The sequence below is a fragment of the Actinomyces sp. oral taxon 171 str. F0337 genome, from assembly GCF_005696555.1.
GTDB classification, from domain to species: Bacteria; Actinomycetota; Actinomycetes; order Actinomycetales; family Actinomycetaceae; genus Actinomyces; species Actinomyces oris_E.
In genome coordinates, this window is record NZ_CP040005.1 from 1,280,349 (window position 1) to 1,296,076 (window position 15,728).

Annotated in this window: 7 protein-coding genes and 8 pseudogenes; 6 read left to right on the forward strand and 9 right to left on the reverse strand. The window is 69.9% G+C overall.

Annotation, left to right across the window (positions count from 1 at the left end; translation table 11 throughout):
- Window positions 1–2: 2 nt before the first annotated feature.
- From FBF36_RS05695 to FBF36_RS13455, 6 genes and pseudogenes are all read right to left on the reverse strand, one after another.
- Window positions 3–428: a Fur family transcriptional regulator gene (locus tag FBF36_RS05695; protein ID WP_009397841.1), complete on the reverse strand. Its 426-nt coding sequence runs from the start codon at window positions 426–428 to the stop codon at window positions 3–5.
- Window positions 425–1,310, reverse strand: a pseudogene (locus FBF36_RS05700) (metal ABC transporter permease). Before FBF36_RS05700 ends, FBF36_RS05695 begins: the two are co-directional and overlap by 4 nt.
- Window positions 1,307–1,579 (reverse strand): hypothetical protein, encoded by a 273-nt coding sequence (locus FBF36_RS05705; RefSeq protein ID WP_138137270.1) that lies wholly within the window; start codon window positions 1,577–1,579, stop codon window positions 1,307–1,309. Before FBF36_RS05705 ends, FBF36_RS05700 begins: the two are co-directional and overlap by 4 nt.
- Complete coding sequence (locus tag FBF36_RS05710; protein ID WP_138137272.1) at window positions 1,554–2,225, reverse strand: metal ABC transporter ATP-binding protein; 672 nt, start codon at window positions 2,223–2,225, stop codon at window positions 1,554–1,556. Before FBF36_RS05710 ends, FBF36_RS05705 begins: the two co-directional genes overlap by 26 nt.
- 73 nt (window positions 2,226–2,298) lie before the next feature.
- Window positions 2,299–3,053, reverse strand: a pseudogene (locus FBF36_RS05715) (metal ABC transporter substrate-binding protein); the annotation flags it as partial.
- Window positions 3,054–3,153: 100 nt separating this feature from the next.
- On the reverse strand, window positions 3,154–3,294 hold the full coding sequence (locus tag FBF36_RS13455) for a hypothetical protein (RefSeq protein ID WP_225792477.1): 141 nt from the start codon (window positions 3,292–3,294) through the stop codon (window positions 3,154–3,156).
- A gap of 451 nt (window positions 3,295–3,745) precedes the next feature.
- Here FBF36_RS13455 and FBF36_RS05725 point away from each other — a divergent pair.
- From FBF36_RS05725 to FBF36_RS05745, 5 pseudogenes are all read left to right on the forward strand, one after another.
- Window positions 3,746–4,925, forward strand: a pseudogene (locus tag FBF36_RS05725) (PhoH family protein).
- Window positions 4,915–5,371, forward strand: a pseudogene (gene ybeY / locus FBF36_RS05730) (rRNA maturation RNase YbeY). Before FBF36_RS05725 ends, ybeY begins: the two co-directional pseudogenes overlap by 11 nt.
- A gap of 7 nt (window positions 5,372–5,378) precedes the next feature.
- A pseudogene (locus FBF36_RS05735) lies at window positions 5,379–6,661 on the forward strand (hemolysin family protein).
- A pseudogene (gene era / locus FBF36_RS05740) lies at window positions 6,654–7,826 on the forward strand (GTPase Era). The pseudogenes FBF36_RS05735 and era overlap by 8 nt, the downstream one beginning before the upstream one ends.
- A gap of 152 nt (window positions 7,827–7,978) precedes the next feature.
- Window positions 7,979–11,550: pseudogene (locus FBF36_RS05745) on the forward strand (proline dehydrogenase family protein).
- Window positions 11,551–11,653: 103 nt separating this feature from the next.
- Here the strand turns inward: FBF36_RS05745 and FBF36_RS05750 are convergent.
- The 3 genes and pseudogenes from FBF36_RS05750 to FBF36_RS05760 form a co-directional block, all read right to left on the reverse strand.
- On the reverse strand, window positions 11,654–11,878 hold the full coding sequence (locus FBF36_RS05750; RefSeq protein ID WP_009397847.1) for a helix-turn-helix transcriptional regulator: 225 nt from the start codon (window positions 11,876–11,878) through the stop codon (window positions 11,654–11,656).
- A gap of 2 nt (window positions 11,879–11,880) precedes the next feature.
- Window positions 11,881–12,717 (reverse strand): ABC transporter permease, encoded by an 837-nt coding sequence (locus FBF36_RS05755; protein WP_034493228.1) that lies wholly within the window; start codon window positions 12,715–12,717, stop codon window positions 11,881–11,883.
- Window positions 12,714–13,564: pseudogene (locus FBF36_RS05760) on the reverse strand (ABC transporter ATP-binding protein). The gene FBF36_RS05755 and the pseudogene FBF36_RS05760 overlap by 4 nt, the downstream one beginning before the upstream one ends.
- 373 nt (window positions 13,565–13,937) lie before the next feature.
- Here FBF36_RS05760 and leuA point away from each other — a divergent pair.
- Window positions 13,938–15,719 carry a 2-isopropylmalate synthase gene (gene leuA / locus FBF36_RS05765; RefSeq protein ID WP_034493225.1) on the forward strand — a complete coding sequence of 594 codons (1,782 nt, stop codon included), beginning with the start codon at window positions 13,938–13,940 and terminating at the stop codon, window positions 15,717–15,719.
- Window positions 15,720–15,728 lie beyond the last annotated feature (9 nt).

The following is a 15,728-nucleotide window of genomic DNA, read 5'->3' on the forward strand; positions in this document are numbered from 1 at the left end:
GTTCAGTCCTGTGAGGTGTCCTGTGCCGAGCAGGCGGCGCACAGGCCGAAGAACTCCGCCGTGTGCTCCATCTGGGTGAAGCCCTGCTGGGTCGACACCCGCTGAATCCACTCCTCCAGCTCACCGCCGGCAACCTCCACGGTGTAGCCGCAGCGGCGGCACACGATGTGGTGGTGGTGCTCCTGCCTCTCGCAGGCCCGGTAGAGGACCTCGCCCTCGGCGCTGCGCACCTGGTCCACCGTGCCGGTCTCCGCCAGGGTCTGCAGGTTGCGGTACACGGTGGCCAGCCCCACCTTGGTGCCTTCGGCCTCCAGGGCGGAATGGATCTGCTGGGCCGAGCGGAACTCGTCGGTGCGGGTGAGGATGTCGGCGACGGCGGCGCGCTGGCGCGTGGCGCGTGGACGCTGCGCCGTGCTGCTTGCGCTCATGATCTGCCTCCTGAGGTGATGCGGTGCCGTCGGGAGCGGCTGACGAACTGCAGCAGTCCGGACAGGAGGGCGACGACGGCGTAGCCCCCACTAGGAGTACCACGATCATGGCGCCGGGAGAGACCTCCACCCGGTAGGTGATCGTCAGACCCGACACACAGGCCACTACCCCCAGACCCATCGCCAGGTACATGGTGCGGGCGAAGGAGTGCGAGACGAGCTGGGCGATGGCCACCGGCACGATCATGACGGCCGAGACCAGCAGCGCCCCCACCACCCGCATGGACACTGAGACCGTCAGCGCCGCTACCACCGCCACCAGTACGTTGAGGGCACTGGTGGGCAGCCCGCAGGCGCGGGCGAACTCCTCGTCGTGGCACAGCGCGAACAGCGGGCCGCGCAGTCCCAGCCCCACCAGGAGCACCAGGGTGGCCAGGGCGATGGTGAACCAGGCGTCGGGGACCGAGACCGTGGAGATCGAGCCGAACAGGTAGTAGTTGAGATTCGTCGTCGTCCCGCCGGCGACGCTAATGAGGATGACGCCCCCGGCGATGCCCCGTAGAACAGGATCGCCAGGGCCACGTCGCCCGGGTGCGGCCGTTGGCGCGGATGACCTCGATCAGCACGGCGCCCAGCACGCTCACGATGATCGCCCCGGGCACGGCCCAGGCGTCACGGGAGGTGACGTTGGCGGCGGTCCCGGCCAGCCAGCCCAGGGCGATGCCGGTCAGGGCGATGTGCCCGATCCCGTCGCCCAGCAGCGCCAGGCCCGCTGAACCAGGTAGGTGCCACCACCGGGGCGGCCAGCCCCACCAGGACCGCCACGATGAAGGCCCGCTGGATGAGGGGGCTGGCGAGCATGTCGGAGACGAACTCGATCATGGGCGGGTGCTCCTACCGGAATGGGGGCGCGTTTCAGGCAACCGATGGTCGAGGACGGGGGCGTGGTGGGCCGGAGGGCCTCCGGCGTCAGGGTGGTGGTCGTCGTCGCCGCTGTGAGTGCGGCGTGGGCCGTGGGACGCGCCGACTCTGCTGTCACGCAGATGAGCGACCTCGCCGGCCGGGCCGTCGGCGACGAGCCGGCCGTCCTGCAGGAGGATCGCCCGCTGGACGACGTCGGCGAGCTCACCCATCTCGTGCAGGACCGTCACCAGGGTCAGCCCCTGCGCGCGCAGCCCCCGGAGGATCTCGGCCAGGACTCACGCTGGCACGGTCGATGCCGGCCAGGGGCTCATCGAGGATGAGCAGCTCTGGGGAGCGCACCAGGGCTCGGGCGATGAGGACGCGCTGGGCCTGCCCGCCGGAGAAGACCTGGACGTGGTCCGCGGCCCGGTGGGCCAGGCCGACGGCGTCGAGTGCGGCCATGGCCTTGCATTTGGCGCTCCGCCCCCGTCGGCCCAGGGCCTGCGCGGTCCCAGGAGCCCGGATCGCACCACCTCCAGGGCGGTGGCCGGACACCGGAGCCGGCACCGATCCGCTGGGGACGTAGCCGACGCGCTCCCAGGGGACCCTGCGGCGGCGCGAGGTGGGGGCGCCCAGGACCTCGATGCTGCCGCCGGACAGGGGCACCAGCCCCAGAACGGCCTTGACGAGGGTGGACTTGCCCGAGCCGTTGGCGCCCAGGATCGCCACGGACTCGCCGCCGCCCACGGCCAGGCTCACGTCGTCCAGGATGAGGGAGGAGCCCAGGACGACGCTGAGCTCGCGGATCCTGATGGCGAGCGCGGACGACGCCGCCCGGGGTGAGTCGGACGGCGTCGTCACAGACGCTGATGATGGTGAAGATGATGAGGTCATGCCGTTTCGATCATGCCAATCTGAGTGGACGTCATCTGCTCGGGATCTCGGGCTCGGTGGCCCGGCCCCGAGGCTACTGGCACACCATGGCGGACTTGAGCCGCTCCAGGTTGCTGGTCATGGCGTCGGTGTAGTCGCCCCGCTCGGGCTTGGACTCCAGGGGACTGAGGACGCTCGTCTTCGCATCGGTCTCCGCGGCGATCGCCTTGGCGGGAGCGTCGGAGACCAGCTCCTCGGTGAAGATCGTCTTCACCCCGTCTTCTCGACCACCGACTTGATGTTGGCCATCTCAGCGGGGCTGGGCTCAGCATCGGGGTCGATGCCGGAGATGGAGGCCTGGGTCAGGCCGTAGCGCTCGGCCATGTAGCCGAAGGCGGCGTGGGTGGTGATGAAGGTCTTGTGCTGGCAGGTGGACAGGCCCTGCTTGTACTGGTTGTCCAGGCCGGTCAGCGCCGTCTTGAGCTTGTCCAGGTTCGCCTTGTAGTCGTTGGCGTTGGCCGGGTCGATCTGGGCGAAGGAGGCCTCGAGGGCCTCGGCCACCTTGATCATGCGGTCCGGGTCGAGCCAGAAGTGCGGGTCGAGGTCACTGTCGTGCCCCTCCTCGCCCTCGGTGTGACCGTGCTCATCGTGACCGTGCTCGTCCTTGTGCTCGTCGTGGCCGGCCTCGCTGGCCTGCGCGGTGGCGGCGGCACTCGCCGTGGCCGAGGCGCCGTCGGTGGCCTCCTCGCCGTGCTCGTGCTCCTCCTCAACCCCCTCGTGGTGGACGAGGTTGGCCGGCTTGCTGAGGTCCACCACGGTGGGCCCGGAGCCGACCTCCTTGACGGCCCGGCAACCAATGCCGGATCAGCCTGGCGAGTGGAGGAACCGAGACGCACGTAGACGCCCGCTTCCGGCCCCTGCCGGGTGATGTAGTGGGGGCGTCGGGTGCTCAGAGGAACATCGACGACGAGAACAGTCTTGTCGGCGAGCGGGACAAGTCGATGGCGGGAACCAGCTGCGGCGAGATCCAGTCATCGATGAGACTGACGACGCGCTCCTCCTCAGCGAGCGGGTCCTCAACACCGACCACGGTGCCATCATCCGCGATCCCGATGACGAGGCGACCACCGCGGAGTTCGCGAAGGCTGTGATGGTGCGCAGTGGCCCAGTGGGTGAGCTGAGATCCCGCTTGAACTCCAGAGTCTTGCCTTCGCGGTCAACGAGTCGGCCGTCATTTCCAAGGGTGAGGTAGTCAGTCATACGAATCCTCGAAAGACATTACTGGTGTGGGTGCCGCCCGCGATTCGGGGCCCTGGGCCGACTGCAACAACTAGCCGATCCGAGACGGAGAGTCGGGATCAGATGTGACGTACCGGAAGAATGTCGAGAGGCCCAGCAGATCCGGATGACGATTAGGGCGGCATGATGTGGCTGCAGAGTGCGCGCGGCCCAGGACGCCGTGCCCTCGGCGTCTCCGGGGCCGATCATCTAGGATCGACCGTGATGACGACACGCCCACCGCAGCAGCCGGTTCGCCGGCGATGACCTCCTCAGCCGATAGCCCCTTGAACCCAGCAGGTCCCGCATCCCCGGCCGTCTCAACAATCGACTCGGTTGCCGCCCACTCCACTTCCACCACCCCGACTCCACCGTGGTTCGCACCCTTACCCTGCCCGAGGACGTCGCTCCGGTGACCCTCCTGGGCGCCCGGGACGAGGTCCTGCGCGCCATTGAGAAGGGCTTCACTGACGTCGACATCCACGTGCGCGGCACTGCCGTCACCGTCTCCGGCCCCGCCGCCCGCGTCGACACCGTCGTCGTCCTGCTCTCCGAGCTCATTGACGTTGCCCGCACCGGTACGCCCCTGACTGCTGACGCCGTCGAGCGCGCCGTCGGCCTGCTGGACCGCTGCCCGCCCCACCGAGGTCCTCACCGACGACATCCTCACCTCCCACGGCCGCACCATCCGCCCCAAGTCACTCGGCCAGAAGGCCTACACCGACGCCATCGAGGAATCCACCATCACCTTCGGCATCGGCCCCGCCGGCACCGGCAAGACCTACCTGGCCATGGCCAAGGCCGTCGACGCCCTGGCCCGCAAGCGCGTCTCGCGCATCATCCTCACCCGCCCGCCGTCGAGGCCGGCGAGAACCTCGGCTTCCTGCCCGGCAGCCTCACCGACAAGATCGACCCCTACCTGCGGCCCCTCTACGACGCCCTCCACGACATGCTCGAGCCCGAGGCCCTGCCCCGCCTCATGGCCGCCGGCACCATCGAGGTCGCGCCCCTGGCCTACATGCGCGGACGCACCCTCAACGACGCCTTCGTCATCCTCGACGAGCCCAGAACACCAGCCCCGAGCAGATGAAGATGTTCCTCACCCGCCTCGGCTTCGGCTCACGCATGGTCGTCACCGGAGACATCTCCCAGGTCGACCTGCCCGGCGGACGCGAGTCCGGCCTCATCGTCGTGCGCAGGATCCTCGCCGGAGTCGAGGGCATCAGCTTCTGCGAGCTCGGATCGGCCGACGTCGTGCGCCACCGCCTCGTGGGCCGCATTATCGAGGCCTACGCCCGCCACGACGCCGAGGCCGCCGCCCAGGACGCCGCCGCCCGACCCGCCGGACCGCCTGGCCGCAGCGGCCGCAACAGCCAGTACCGTCGGGGGAGCAGCAACCGCCCCGCCCGGCCTTACTCGGAGAGGAACCCGCATGACCACTGAGGTCATCAACGAGACCACCACCGTCATCGACGCCGCCGAGTTCGCGGACCTCGCCGACCGTCCTGACCGCCATGCACGTCAGCCCCGCCGCCGAGCTCAACATCATGTTCATCGACCCCGAGCCCATGGAAGAGCTCCACGTGCGCTGGCTTGACCTGCCCGGCCCCACCGACGTCATGAGCTTCCCCATGGACGAGCTGCGCCCCGGCTCAGCCGACTCGCCCACCCCCGCCGGCACCCTGGGCGACATCGTCCTGTGCCCGCAGGTCGCCGCCAAGCAGGCCCTTGCCGCCGGCCACTCAGCCGTCGAGGAGATGCTCCTGCTCACCGTCCACGGCATCCTCCACCTCCTGGGCTACGACCACGCCGAGCCCGAGGAGAAGAAGGAGATGTTCGACCTCCAGCGCCGCCTCCTGCTGACCTTCCTGGCCGAGCGCGGCAAGTGAGACCCGCGTGACCGGCATCCCCACCGCCGCGCTCATCGCCTGCGCGGTGATCGTCCTGGCCCTGGGGGCCCTCCTATCAGCCGGCGAGTCGCCCTGCTGCGCTTCACCCGGGCCGCCGCCGACGACCTCATCGAGGAGGGCCGCCGCGGCGCCGCCAGGGTCCGCCGCCTGGCCGAGCACCGCACCCGGGTCCTGGGCGCCCTCAGCGTCGCCCGCGTCGCCGTCGACATGCTCGCCGCCGTCCTCATCACCCTGGCCGCCTCCGGGCTCGTGCGCGCCTGGTGGCAGGTCCTGGCCCTGGCCCTGCTGGCCAACATCATCCTGCTGGGCGTGGTCGTCGGCCTCTCCCCACGCACCTACGGCCGGCGCAACCCCGCCGGCACCCTCCTCGCCCTGGGGGGCCTGCTCACCTGGGTCGACGTCCTGGCCGCCCCGCAGCGCCGGCTCGTCTCCCGCACCCGCCGCCCCGAGTCCGCCCCCACCGACGCCGAGACCCGCGAGGCCGTCAACGAGGACCTGCGCGAGATGATCGACGAGATCGGCGAGACCGACACCATCGAGGACGAGGACCGCGAGATGATGCGCTCGGTGGTCGAGCTCGGCCAGACCCTCGTGCGCGAGGTCATGGTCCCACGCACCGACATGGTCACCATCGACGCCCACAAGCCCGCCTCCGCAGCCATGCGCCTGTTCATCCGCTCCGGCTACTCACGCGTCCCCGTCATCGGGGAGGACGCCGACGACGTGCGCGGCATCCTCTACCTCAAGGACGTCCTGCGTCGCCTGGCCGCCCACCCCGAGCACGAGGCCCTCGCCGTGGCCGGATTCGTCCGCGACGCCGAGTACGTCCCCGAGACGAAACCCGCCGACGACCTCCTGCGCGAGATGCAGACCGGCCGCTTCCACATGGCCCTGGCCGTCGACGAGTACGGCGGCACCGCCGGCCTGGTCACCATGGAGGACCTCCTGGAGGAGGTCGTCGGCGAGCTCACCGACGAGCACGACCCCGAGCTGCCCGAGGTCGTCGAAGTCGCCCCCGGCACCTACCGCGTCCCCGCCCGACTCGCCCTGGACGAGCTCGGCGAGCTCTTCGACCTCGAGATCGACGACGACGACGTCGACACCGTCGGCGGCCTGCTCACCAAGGCCATCGGCCGCGTCCCCCTGCCGGCGCCGCCGGAGACCCCAGGGCGTCCACCTCCAGGCCGAGGAGGCCACCGGCGCCGCCGCCAGGTCTCCACTATTCTCGCCTCGCGCACCCCCGCACCCGAAGAGGACACCGATGACTGACACCGCCGACCACACCGCCCCCGCAGCCCGCGACGACCAGCCCCAGGCCCCCGAGGAGCTCCTGGCCGAGTCCCTCGAGATGCCCGCACCCGGCCCCGCCCGGCCGGCTTCCGCTTCCCACCGACGCCGAGCTCATGGACGGCCCCAACCCGCTCACCGACCCCGACGACGAGGACGACGACGTGGACGAGAGTGCCGACACCGCCGACACTGCCGACTCGGCCCGCGTCGAGATCGTTGTCCCCGACTTCCCCGAGGACTTCCGCGCCGGCTTCGCCTGCATCGTGGGTCGCCCCAACGCTGGCAAGTCCACCCTCACCAACGCCCTGGTCGGCGCCAAGATCGCCATCACCTCCGGGCGCCCCCAGACCACCCGCCACAACGTGCGCGGCGTCATCCACCAGGACAATGCGCAGATCGTCCTGGTCGACACCCCCGGTCTCCACCGCCCCGCACCCTGTTGGGCAAGCGCCTCAACGACTTGGTGCGCGAGACCCTCACCGACGTCGACGTCGTCGTCTTCTGCGTCCCCGCCAACGAGAAGATCGGCCCGGGCGACCGCTTCATCACCCGCGACCTCGCCGAGCTGCGCACCCCCGTGGTCGCCGTGGTCACCAAGGCTGACACCGTTACCCGCGAGGCCCTGGCCGCACAGCTCCTGGCCGTCAGCGAGCTGGGGGAGTGGGCCGACATCGTCCCGGTCTCAGCCCAGCGCAACGAGCAGATCGACGTCCTCAAGGAGGTCCTGCTCAAGTACATGCCCCTGTCCCCCCGCTGTACCCCACCGGCGAGATCACCGACGAGCCCCAGCAGGTCATGATCGCCGAGCTCGTGCGCGAGGCCGCCTGGAGGGCGTGCGCGACGAGCTGCCCCACTCCCTGGCCGTCGTCGTCGACGAGATCGCCGACCCCGACGACGAGCGTGAGGTCGGCCGCATCAAGGGCGCCGGAGGTCGTCTCCAGGTGCGCGTGAGCCTCGTCGTCGAGCGCGACTCCCAGAAGGCCATCATCATCGGCAAGGGAGGGCGGCGCCTCAAGGAGGTGGGCGTCACCGCCGTAAGGGCATCGAGGAGCTGCTGGGGCGCAAGGTTTACCTCGACCTGCACGTGCGCACCGCCAAGGACTGGCAGTCCGACCCCAAGGCCCTGGCCCGCCTCGGTTTCTGAACCCTCCGCGCTGCGAGCGGAGGGGTGCGGACGGTATCTGGGACGGGAACGTGCGACACCAGGCGACTCGACATCCGAATCAGTCGCGCACAAGGGGTGCTGTCACGCACACTTGGAAGGTCCAATACCACATCGACCTGGAGACCAAACGCATGACGAACAACGCCGTTCCCAGTCAGCCCCGTACCGACGCAGGTAGCGCAGGGCGCCGCTGCCCCGACGACCTGTGGGCGCTGGGTGAGAGAGCCGTCGCCCGAGCACGCCGGTGGGCTGACGAGTCGGCCTCCGAGCCGGTACCGCGTTCGGCCAAGCTTCTCTCCGGCATCCTCTCCGACCCCGAGGGCCTGACATTCACCACCCGCTTCGTCGACGACGTCGTGCGTCCCACCGACCTCGACGTCGCCAGCACCGCCCTCAAGCGCCTCTCCTCAGGGCGCACCGACTTCCTGCCGCCCGCCCTGGCCGGTGCCATGGGACTGGGCTCGGCCGCCTCCCGTCTCGCCCCGCGCACCGTCACCGCCGTCGCCCGTCGTGTCTTTCGCGAGATCGTCGGCGACCTCGTCGTCGACGCCACCGACAAGGGACTCGGGCCCGCCCTCGCCCGCCTGCGCAAGGGCGGCAACCGCCTCAACGTCAACCTCCTGGGCGAGGCCGTCCTGGGGGAGAAGGAGGCGGCCCGCCGCCTGGCCGAGGTCTCCCGCCTTGTCACCCGCGAGGACGTCGACTACGTCTCGGTCAAGGTCTCCGCCGTCACCGGCCCCCACAACCCCTGGGGCTTCGAGGAGGTCGTCGCCCACGGCGTCCAGGCCCTCCTGCCCTCTACCGCCTGGCCCGCGACCACGGCGCCTTCCTCAACCTGGACATGGAGGACTACAAGGACCTCGACCTGACCATCGCGGTCTTCACCGCGATCCTCGACCAGGAGGACATGCGCGGCTACGAGGCCGGCATCGTCCTGCAGGCCTACCTGCCCGACTCCCTGGGCGCCATGCAGCGCCTCCAGGAGTGGGCCGCCAAGCGTGTCGCCTCCGGCGGCTCACGAGTCAAGGTCCGCATCGTCAAGGGCGCCAACCTGTCCATGGAGAAGGTCGACGCCGAGATCCACGGCTGGGAGCTGACCACCTGGCCCTCCAAGCAGGCCACCGACACCAACTACAAGCGCATGCTCTCCTGGGCGATGACGCCCGAGCGCACCCGCAACATCCGCCTGGGCGTAGCCGGCCAGAACCTCTTCGACATCGCCTTCGCCTTCGAGCTGCGCGCCGCACGCGGCGTCGAGGACAGCGTCGAGTTCGAGATGCTCTCCGGCATGGCCACCGGCATCCAGGAGGTCGTCCGCCGCGAGACCGGCCACCTCCTGCTGTACGTACCCGTCGTCGACCCCCACGAGTTCGACGTCGCCATCTCCTACCTGGTGCGCCGCCTGGAGGAGAACGCGGCGCCGGAGAACTTCATGTCCGGCGTCTTCGACCTGGCCAGCAACGAGCAGATCTTCGCCCGCGAGCGCGACCGCTTCCTGGCGGCCCTCTCCGACCTCGACCCGGATGCCCCGGTGCCGGTGCCCAACCGCACCCAGAACCGGCTCGCCGAGCGGGAGGCGGGCATTCCGAAGGAGACCGGGACAGTGGCCGAGCGTGCCAGGAGGTCCTTCGTCTCCGAGTCCGACTCCGACCCGGCCCTGGCCGCCAACCGCCAGTGGGCCCGGGATATCGCCGCCGCCATCCCGGGCTCCACGCGGGGCGTGGCCGAGGTGGAGGCAGGCGCCGCCCGTCTGGCCACGAATGCCTCGGTGGACTCCCTCGTGGCCGCGACGGCCGAGGCCGCCGGAGTCTGGCAGTCCCTGGACCCGGAGGAGCGGGCCGCCGCCCTGCACCGTGTCGGCGACGTCCTGGCCGCCCGGCGCGCCGAGCTCATCGAGGTCGCCGGCTCCGAGGCCGGCAAGACCATCGACCAGTCCGACCCCGAGGTCAGTGAGGCCATCGACTTCTGCCACCACTACGCCGAGTCCTCGCTGCTCCTGCACGACCCGGAGTACATGGTCGGGGCCCGCTTCGCCCCGGTGGACGTCACCGTGGTCGCCTCGCCCTGGAACTTCCCGGTGGCCATCCCCACCGGGGGAGTGGCCGCGGCCCTGGCGGCCGGCAGCGCCGTCATCCTCAAGCCCGCCCCGCCGGCCCGACGCTGCGCGGCCGAGCTCGTGCGCGCCTTCCACGACGCCGGGATCCCCGAGGACCTCGTGGTGCTCGCCCCGCTGGAGGACGGCGACGTCTCACGCCACTTGGTGACCCACAAGGACGTCGACCGCGTGGTCCTCACCGGCTCCTACGACACGGCCCGCCTCTTCCGTTCCTGGAAGCCGGACATGCACCTGCTGGGGGAGACCAGCGGCAAGAACGCCATCATCGTCACCCCCTCGGCCGACCCCGACATCGCCGTGCGCGACGCCGTCTACTCGGCCTTCGCCCACGCCGGCCAGAAGTGCTCGGCCTCCTCCCTGCTGGTCCTGGTCTCCTCGGCCGGAAACTCCGAGCGCATCGCCCGCCAGCTCGTGGACGCCACCGCCTCCCTGCGGGTCAGGCTCCCGCTGTCGCTGGACTCCCAGATGGGGCCCGTCGTCGTGCCCGATGACGAGAAGGCCGTGCGCGGCCTGACCACGCTGGGGGTCGGCGAGCACTGGGTCCTCAAGCCCCGCTACCTCGGTGACGGCCTGTGGACCCCGGGCATCCGCGCCGGGGTCGTGCCCGGCAGCGAGTTCCACCTCACCGAGTACTTCGCGCCGGTCATCGGCGTCATGCGGGTCGACACGCTCGAGGAGGCCATCGAGGCGGTCAACGCCGTCGACTACGGGCTCACCTCCGGGCTCCAGACCCTCGACGCGGCCGAGCTGGCCGTCTGGCTCGACTCGATCCAGGCCGGCAACATCTACGTCAACCGCGGCATCACCGGGGCCATCGTGCGCCGCCAGCCCTTCGGCGGCTGGAAGCGCTCGGCCATCGGCTCGACGACGAAGGCCGGCGGTCCCTCCTACCTGCTGGGACTGGGGGACATCGAGCCCGCAGACGGCCAGGACGTGAAGGAGCCTGCGGGCCAGGGCACTGCGGCGCTGGACCCTCGCGTGGCGAGCCTGTGCGACGCCGTCAGCGGTCAGCTGGGCGAGGACGACCTGGCCGGGCTGCGCCGCGCCCTGGTGGCCGACGCCTCGGCCTGGAGGAGCGCCTACGGCGCCAACCGCGATGTCACGGCACTGGCCTGCGAGCGCAACGTGCTGCGCTACCGACCCACTGACGTCGTCGTGCGCGCCGGGTCTGGAACCGAGCCGGCCGACGTCGTGCGCGTCATGGCGGCCGGCGTGCGCGCCGGAGGGTTCATCAGCCTGTCGGTGGCCGACCGTCTGCCCCAGCCGTTGCAGAACGCGCTGCTGGCAGCAGGCGTCCAGGTGACGGTCGAGGACCAGGACACCTGGGACGCCCGCCTGGCTGAGCTCTCCGCCTCCGGCGGGCTGGGAACGCGTGTGCGCATCCTCGGCCCACGTGAGGAGACCTCGGCCGCCCGCTGGAGCCAGGCCAGCCGGGTGACCGGCGGGAGCCCCGACATCGCCCTGTACACCGGGGCCGTGACGGCCTGCCCGCACTCCGAGCTGCTGCCCTTCCTGCGCGAGCAGGCTGTGGCCATCACCAACCACCGCTTCGGCACCCCGCTGGACCTGGCCGAGGGCCTCCTGTAGGCCGGTCGGCGCCAGGACACAGACACCCCGCCGAACCGAGTAGTCGGGTGGTGCCCTCCCCAGACGGGGAGGGCACCACCCGACTACGATGAGTGGCAGCGTTTTACGTCAGGCGGGGGAACTCCTCCAAGGAGAAGACCGACTCCACGGCCACGTCGAAGTAGCGGGCGATGCGCAGGGCCAGGTGCAGTGAGGGGGCGTACTCCCCGCGCTCGAGGTAACCCACCGTCTGGTAGTGGACGCCGAGGGCCTCAGCGAGCTCTCGGCGACTCACCCTGCGGTCGGCACGCAGGACCGCGATCCGGTTGTGGACGACGTCGTCGGACATGGTCACAGACCGGACTGGGAACGAATGGTGGACTGCACGCGCGCCAGACTACCGATCGTCTCCTTGCGGAAGCTGCGTCGCACGATGAACGAGGCCCCTGCGAAGCCGAGGACTGTCCATGCCACCAGGACCCCGACGGCAAGCGCCGGGGAGAAGGCTCGGCCCACCTCCCACGAGGGGTCACCCACCAGCACCCAGCGGGTCAGGTGCCCCGACCAGTAGGTGGGCAGTACCAGCTGAACCGCCTGCACCCAGGACGGGAGGCGGTCCATGGGCATGAAGAAACCACTCGTTCCGACGAGGGCGAAGATGGGCAGGTAGGAGGCCATGAAGCTGTAGGCGCCGCGAACGAAGGTGCCCACGAGGAAGCCCAGCGGGACCGTCGCAATAGCCGACAGCGCTATGAGTGGCAGGCAGGCCAGCACCTGGGACGTACTCACGGGCAGCGCCTCAACGAACAGGGCTCCCCCGAGAAGAATGGCACCCTGGAAGACCAGGGTCTGAGTGATCGAGGACATCGTCTTACCGATTGCCCACGCAAGCGGGCCGCGGGGCAGGACGCGCACCCGCAGCAGGGCACCACCGATACGGTCGATGTAGGTCTCGCTGGCGATCTGGAGGGTGATGAAGCAGCTGATCGTGCCGATGCTGCTGGCGAGGAACATGGGGCCGAAGGTTGCGTGGGCCTCGGCGTTCACCTGGGTGTTCCTGCCGACGACCACGATGGCGCTTAAGGATGCCAGCAGCGCGACGCTCATTCCGACAATACCTGCTCGAAGATCGGTGGCCGCCTGTCGGGAGGCTGCGCGCAGAACTGCCAGGACGGTGTGAATGCTCATGCTCGGGCCTCCTTGCTGACGAGGGAGAGGTAGGTCTCCTCCAGGGTGGGACGGGTGATGGTGAGCCCGGTGATGTGATCGAGATCAAGCTCCTTGACGAAGCGCTCGGGGAGTGGGTGGAGTGGACGTGGCGGGTGCCGTCCTGGACCCAGGTGATCTCGGCGCCGCGGTCAAGGCGCTCGCGCAGCGCCGTGACCGTGCCGTCGGCAAGGATCCGCCCCTCGTTCATGATGAGCACCCGAGAGGCCAGGTGCTCGGCCTCGGCCAGGTCATGGGTGGTCATGATGATGGTGGCGTCATCGTCGACCCGGGCCAGGATGAGATCGTGCAGGCGCGCCTTCGAGACCGGGTCCAGTCCGGTCGTCGGCTCGTCCAGGATGAGGATCTCGGGTGAGGCCATGAGCGCGGCCGCGAAGTCAATGGTGCGTCGCTGCCCGCCGGAGAGCCGTGACAGCCGGGAGCCGGCCTTCTCGCTGAGCCCGACGGCGTCGAGCACCTCGTCGACGCTGCTCACCCGGCTTGTCGCCGTCAGCTGGACCGAGCGGATCCACTCCAGCTGGTCCCTCACCCGCCACTTGGCGTGATCGGTCCAGCTCTGCTGCACCAGTCCGATCCGCGCCCAGAAGTCGGCGCCCGCCCGGCGCGGATCGGTGCCGAGCACGCGCACCCTGCCGCTGGTCGGCATCAGTGAACCCAGCAGGTTCTCCACGAGCGTCGTCTTGCCCACGCCGTTGGGGCCGAGCAGGCAGACGACCTCTCCGGCCTCGACCGACAGGTCGATGCCACGCAGCACCGGGGTGTCCCCGTAGGAGAACTCGAGGTTCTCCGTGGTGATGACTGGAGCCATCGCACAAATCCTCCTGAGTAGAGGCGTAACTGAATATAGTAGAGATACTACATCATGACGTTGGTGTTCGTCGGATTGAGAGTGTGGCCTGCGGTGGAGCTCCTTCGGCCTCCGTCTCACACTGCGGTCCCGTGCGGCCGTCCTACCTGACGATGGGGTGTCATCGGGGTAGGGTCTACGCCGTGCGAGCGACTCCAGGCCACCAGGTGAGCCTCCTGCTTAGTCGCCGCGGCGGGGCCTGACAGGCCGGCACCCCGACCGCGGCTGGCTCGTTCTGCTCGGCCACGTTCGCGGCCGCGTTCCTCAGGAGTCAGACGAGTCTTCCGGGAACCGCCGTCGGAACCACGAAGCACCTGATCCCAGGAGAACCCCGATGCGTAACGCCCGCCCCGCCCCCCAGCAGCCCTCCGGTATGCCGTTTGCCAAGTACCGGCCCTTCCTCGACGTCGCCACCATCGATCTGCCCGACCGCACCTGGCCGGACAAGCGCATCACCACCGCCCCCCGTTGGCTGAGCACCGACCTGCGCGACGGCAACCAGTCCCTCATCGAGCCCATGGGGCCCCAGGCCAAGCGCGCCGTCTTCGACCTGCTTGTGACCATGGGCTTCAAGGAGATCGAGATTGGCTTCCCGGCCGCCTCTCAGACCGACTTCGACTTCGTGCGCTCCCTGGTGGACGACGGTGCGATCCCCGAGGACGTCACCATCTCGGTACTCACCCAGTCGCGCGGCGACCTCATCGACCGCACCCTGGACGCCTGCGTCGGCATTCCGCGGGCCACCGTCCACCTCTACAACGCCCTGTCACCCATCTTCCGTGACGTCGTCTTCCGTATGGACCGCGACCAGGTCCGCGAGCTCGCCGTCGACGGCACCCGCCAGATCATGGCCCGTGCCGAGAAGGTCCTCGACGAGGACACGGTCTTCGGCTACGAGTACTCCCCGGAGTTCTTCATCGACACCGAGCTCGACTACAGCCTCGAGGTCTGCGAGGCCGTCATGGACGTCTGGGAGCCTGACGGGGACCGCGAGATCATCCTCAACCTGCCTTCCACCGTCGAGCGCGCCACGCCCAACGTCTACGCCGACCAGATCGAGTGGATGAGCCGACACCTGTCTCATCGCGACTCGGTGTGCCTGTCACTGCACAACCACAATGACCGCGGCTCGGGCGTGGCCACTGCCGAGCTCGGCCTCATGGCCGGCGCCGACCGCGTCGAGGGCTGCCTGTTCGGCCACGGCGAGCGCACCGGCAACGTGGACCTGGTGACCCTGGCCCTCAACCTCTTCAGCCAGGGCGTCGACCCCATGCTGGACCTGTCCGACATCGACGAGGTCCGCCGCATCGTCGAGCGGGCCACCGGCATGGACGTGCCCCCGCGCACCCCCTACGCCGGCGAGCTCGTCTACACCTCCTTCTCCGGCTCCCACCAGGACGCCATCAAGAAGGGCTTCGCCGCGCGCACCACGCAGGTCAACGCCAAGAAGGCCGAGGGGCTGTCCGACGCCGAGGCCGAGATCGCCGTCCCCTGGGCCATGCCCTACCTGCCCATCGACCCCCACGACGTGGGCCGCTCCTACGAGGCCGTCGTGCGCGTCAACTCCCAGTCCGGCAAGGGCGGGGTCGCCTACCTGCTGGGCACCACTCGCAAGCTCGAGCTGCCGCGCCGCCTCCAGATCGAGTTCTCCCACATCGTCCAGCGCCACACCGACACCTACGGCGGTGAGGTCGACGGCGCCCGCCTGTGGTCGATCTTCGCCGACGAGTACCTGCCCGCCGCGGCCGCCCCCGAGGCCGAGCTCAGCCGCTGGGGCCGCTTCGAGCTGCGCGGGGCCACCCTGACCTCCACCGGTGACGACAAGGACTCCACCCTCACCGTCACCCTGATCGACGGCGGCCAGGAGAAGCACCTGACCGCCGCCGGCAACGGCCCCCTGGACGCCTTCGTCACCGCTCTGGAGAGCACAGGCCTGAGCGTGCGGATCCTCGACTACGCCGAGCACGCCCTGAGCGAGGGACACGACGCGAAGGCCGCCAGCTACGTCGAGTGCGAGGTCGACGGCCAGGTCCTGTGGGGCGTGGGCATTGACCCCTCCATCACCACCTCCTCCTTCAAGGCCGTCATCTCCGCCATCAATCGCGCCCTGCGCTGAGGGGGCGTG

Coding starts and splice junctions, on each gene's coding strand:
- FBF36_RS05695 (WP_009397841.1), bottom strand. CDS start 428: ATGAGCGCAAGCAGCACGGCGCAGCGTCCACGCGCCACGCGCCAGCGC.
- FBF36_RS05710 (WP_138137272.1), bottom strand. CDS start 2,225: ATGACCTCATCATCTTCACCATCATCAGCGTCTGTGACGACGCCGTCC.
- FBF36_RS05750 (WP_009397847.1), bottom strand. CDS start 11,878: ATGTCCGACGACGTCGTCCACAACCGGATCGCGGTCCTGCGTGCCGAC.
- FBF36_RS05755 (WP_034493228.1), bottom strand. CDS start 12,717: ATGAGCATTCACACCGTCCTGGCAGTTCTGCGCGCAGCCTCCCGACAG.
- leuA (WP_034493225.1), top strand. CDS start 13,938: ATGCGTAACGCCCGCCCCGCCCCCCAGCAGCCCTCCGGTATGCCGTTT.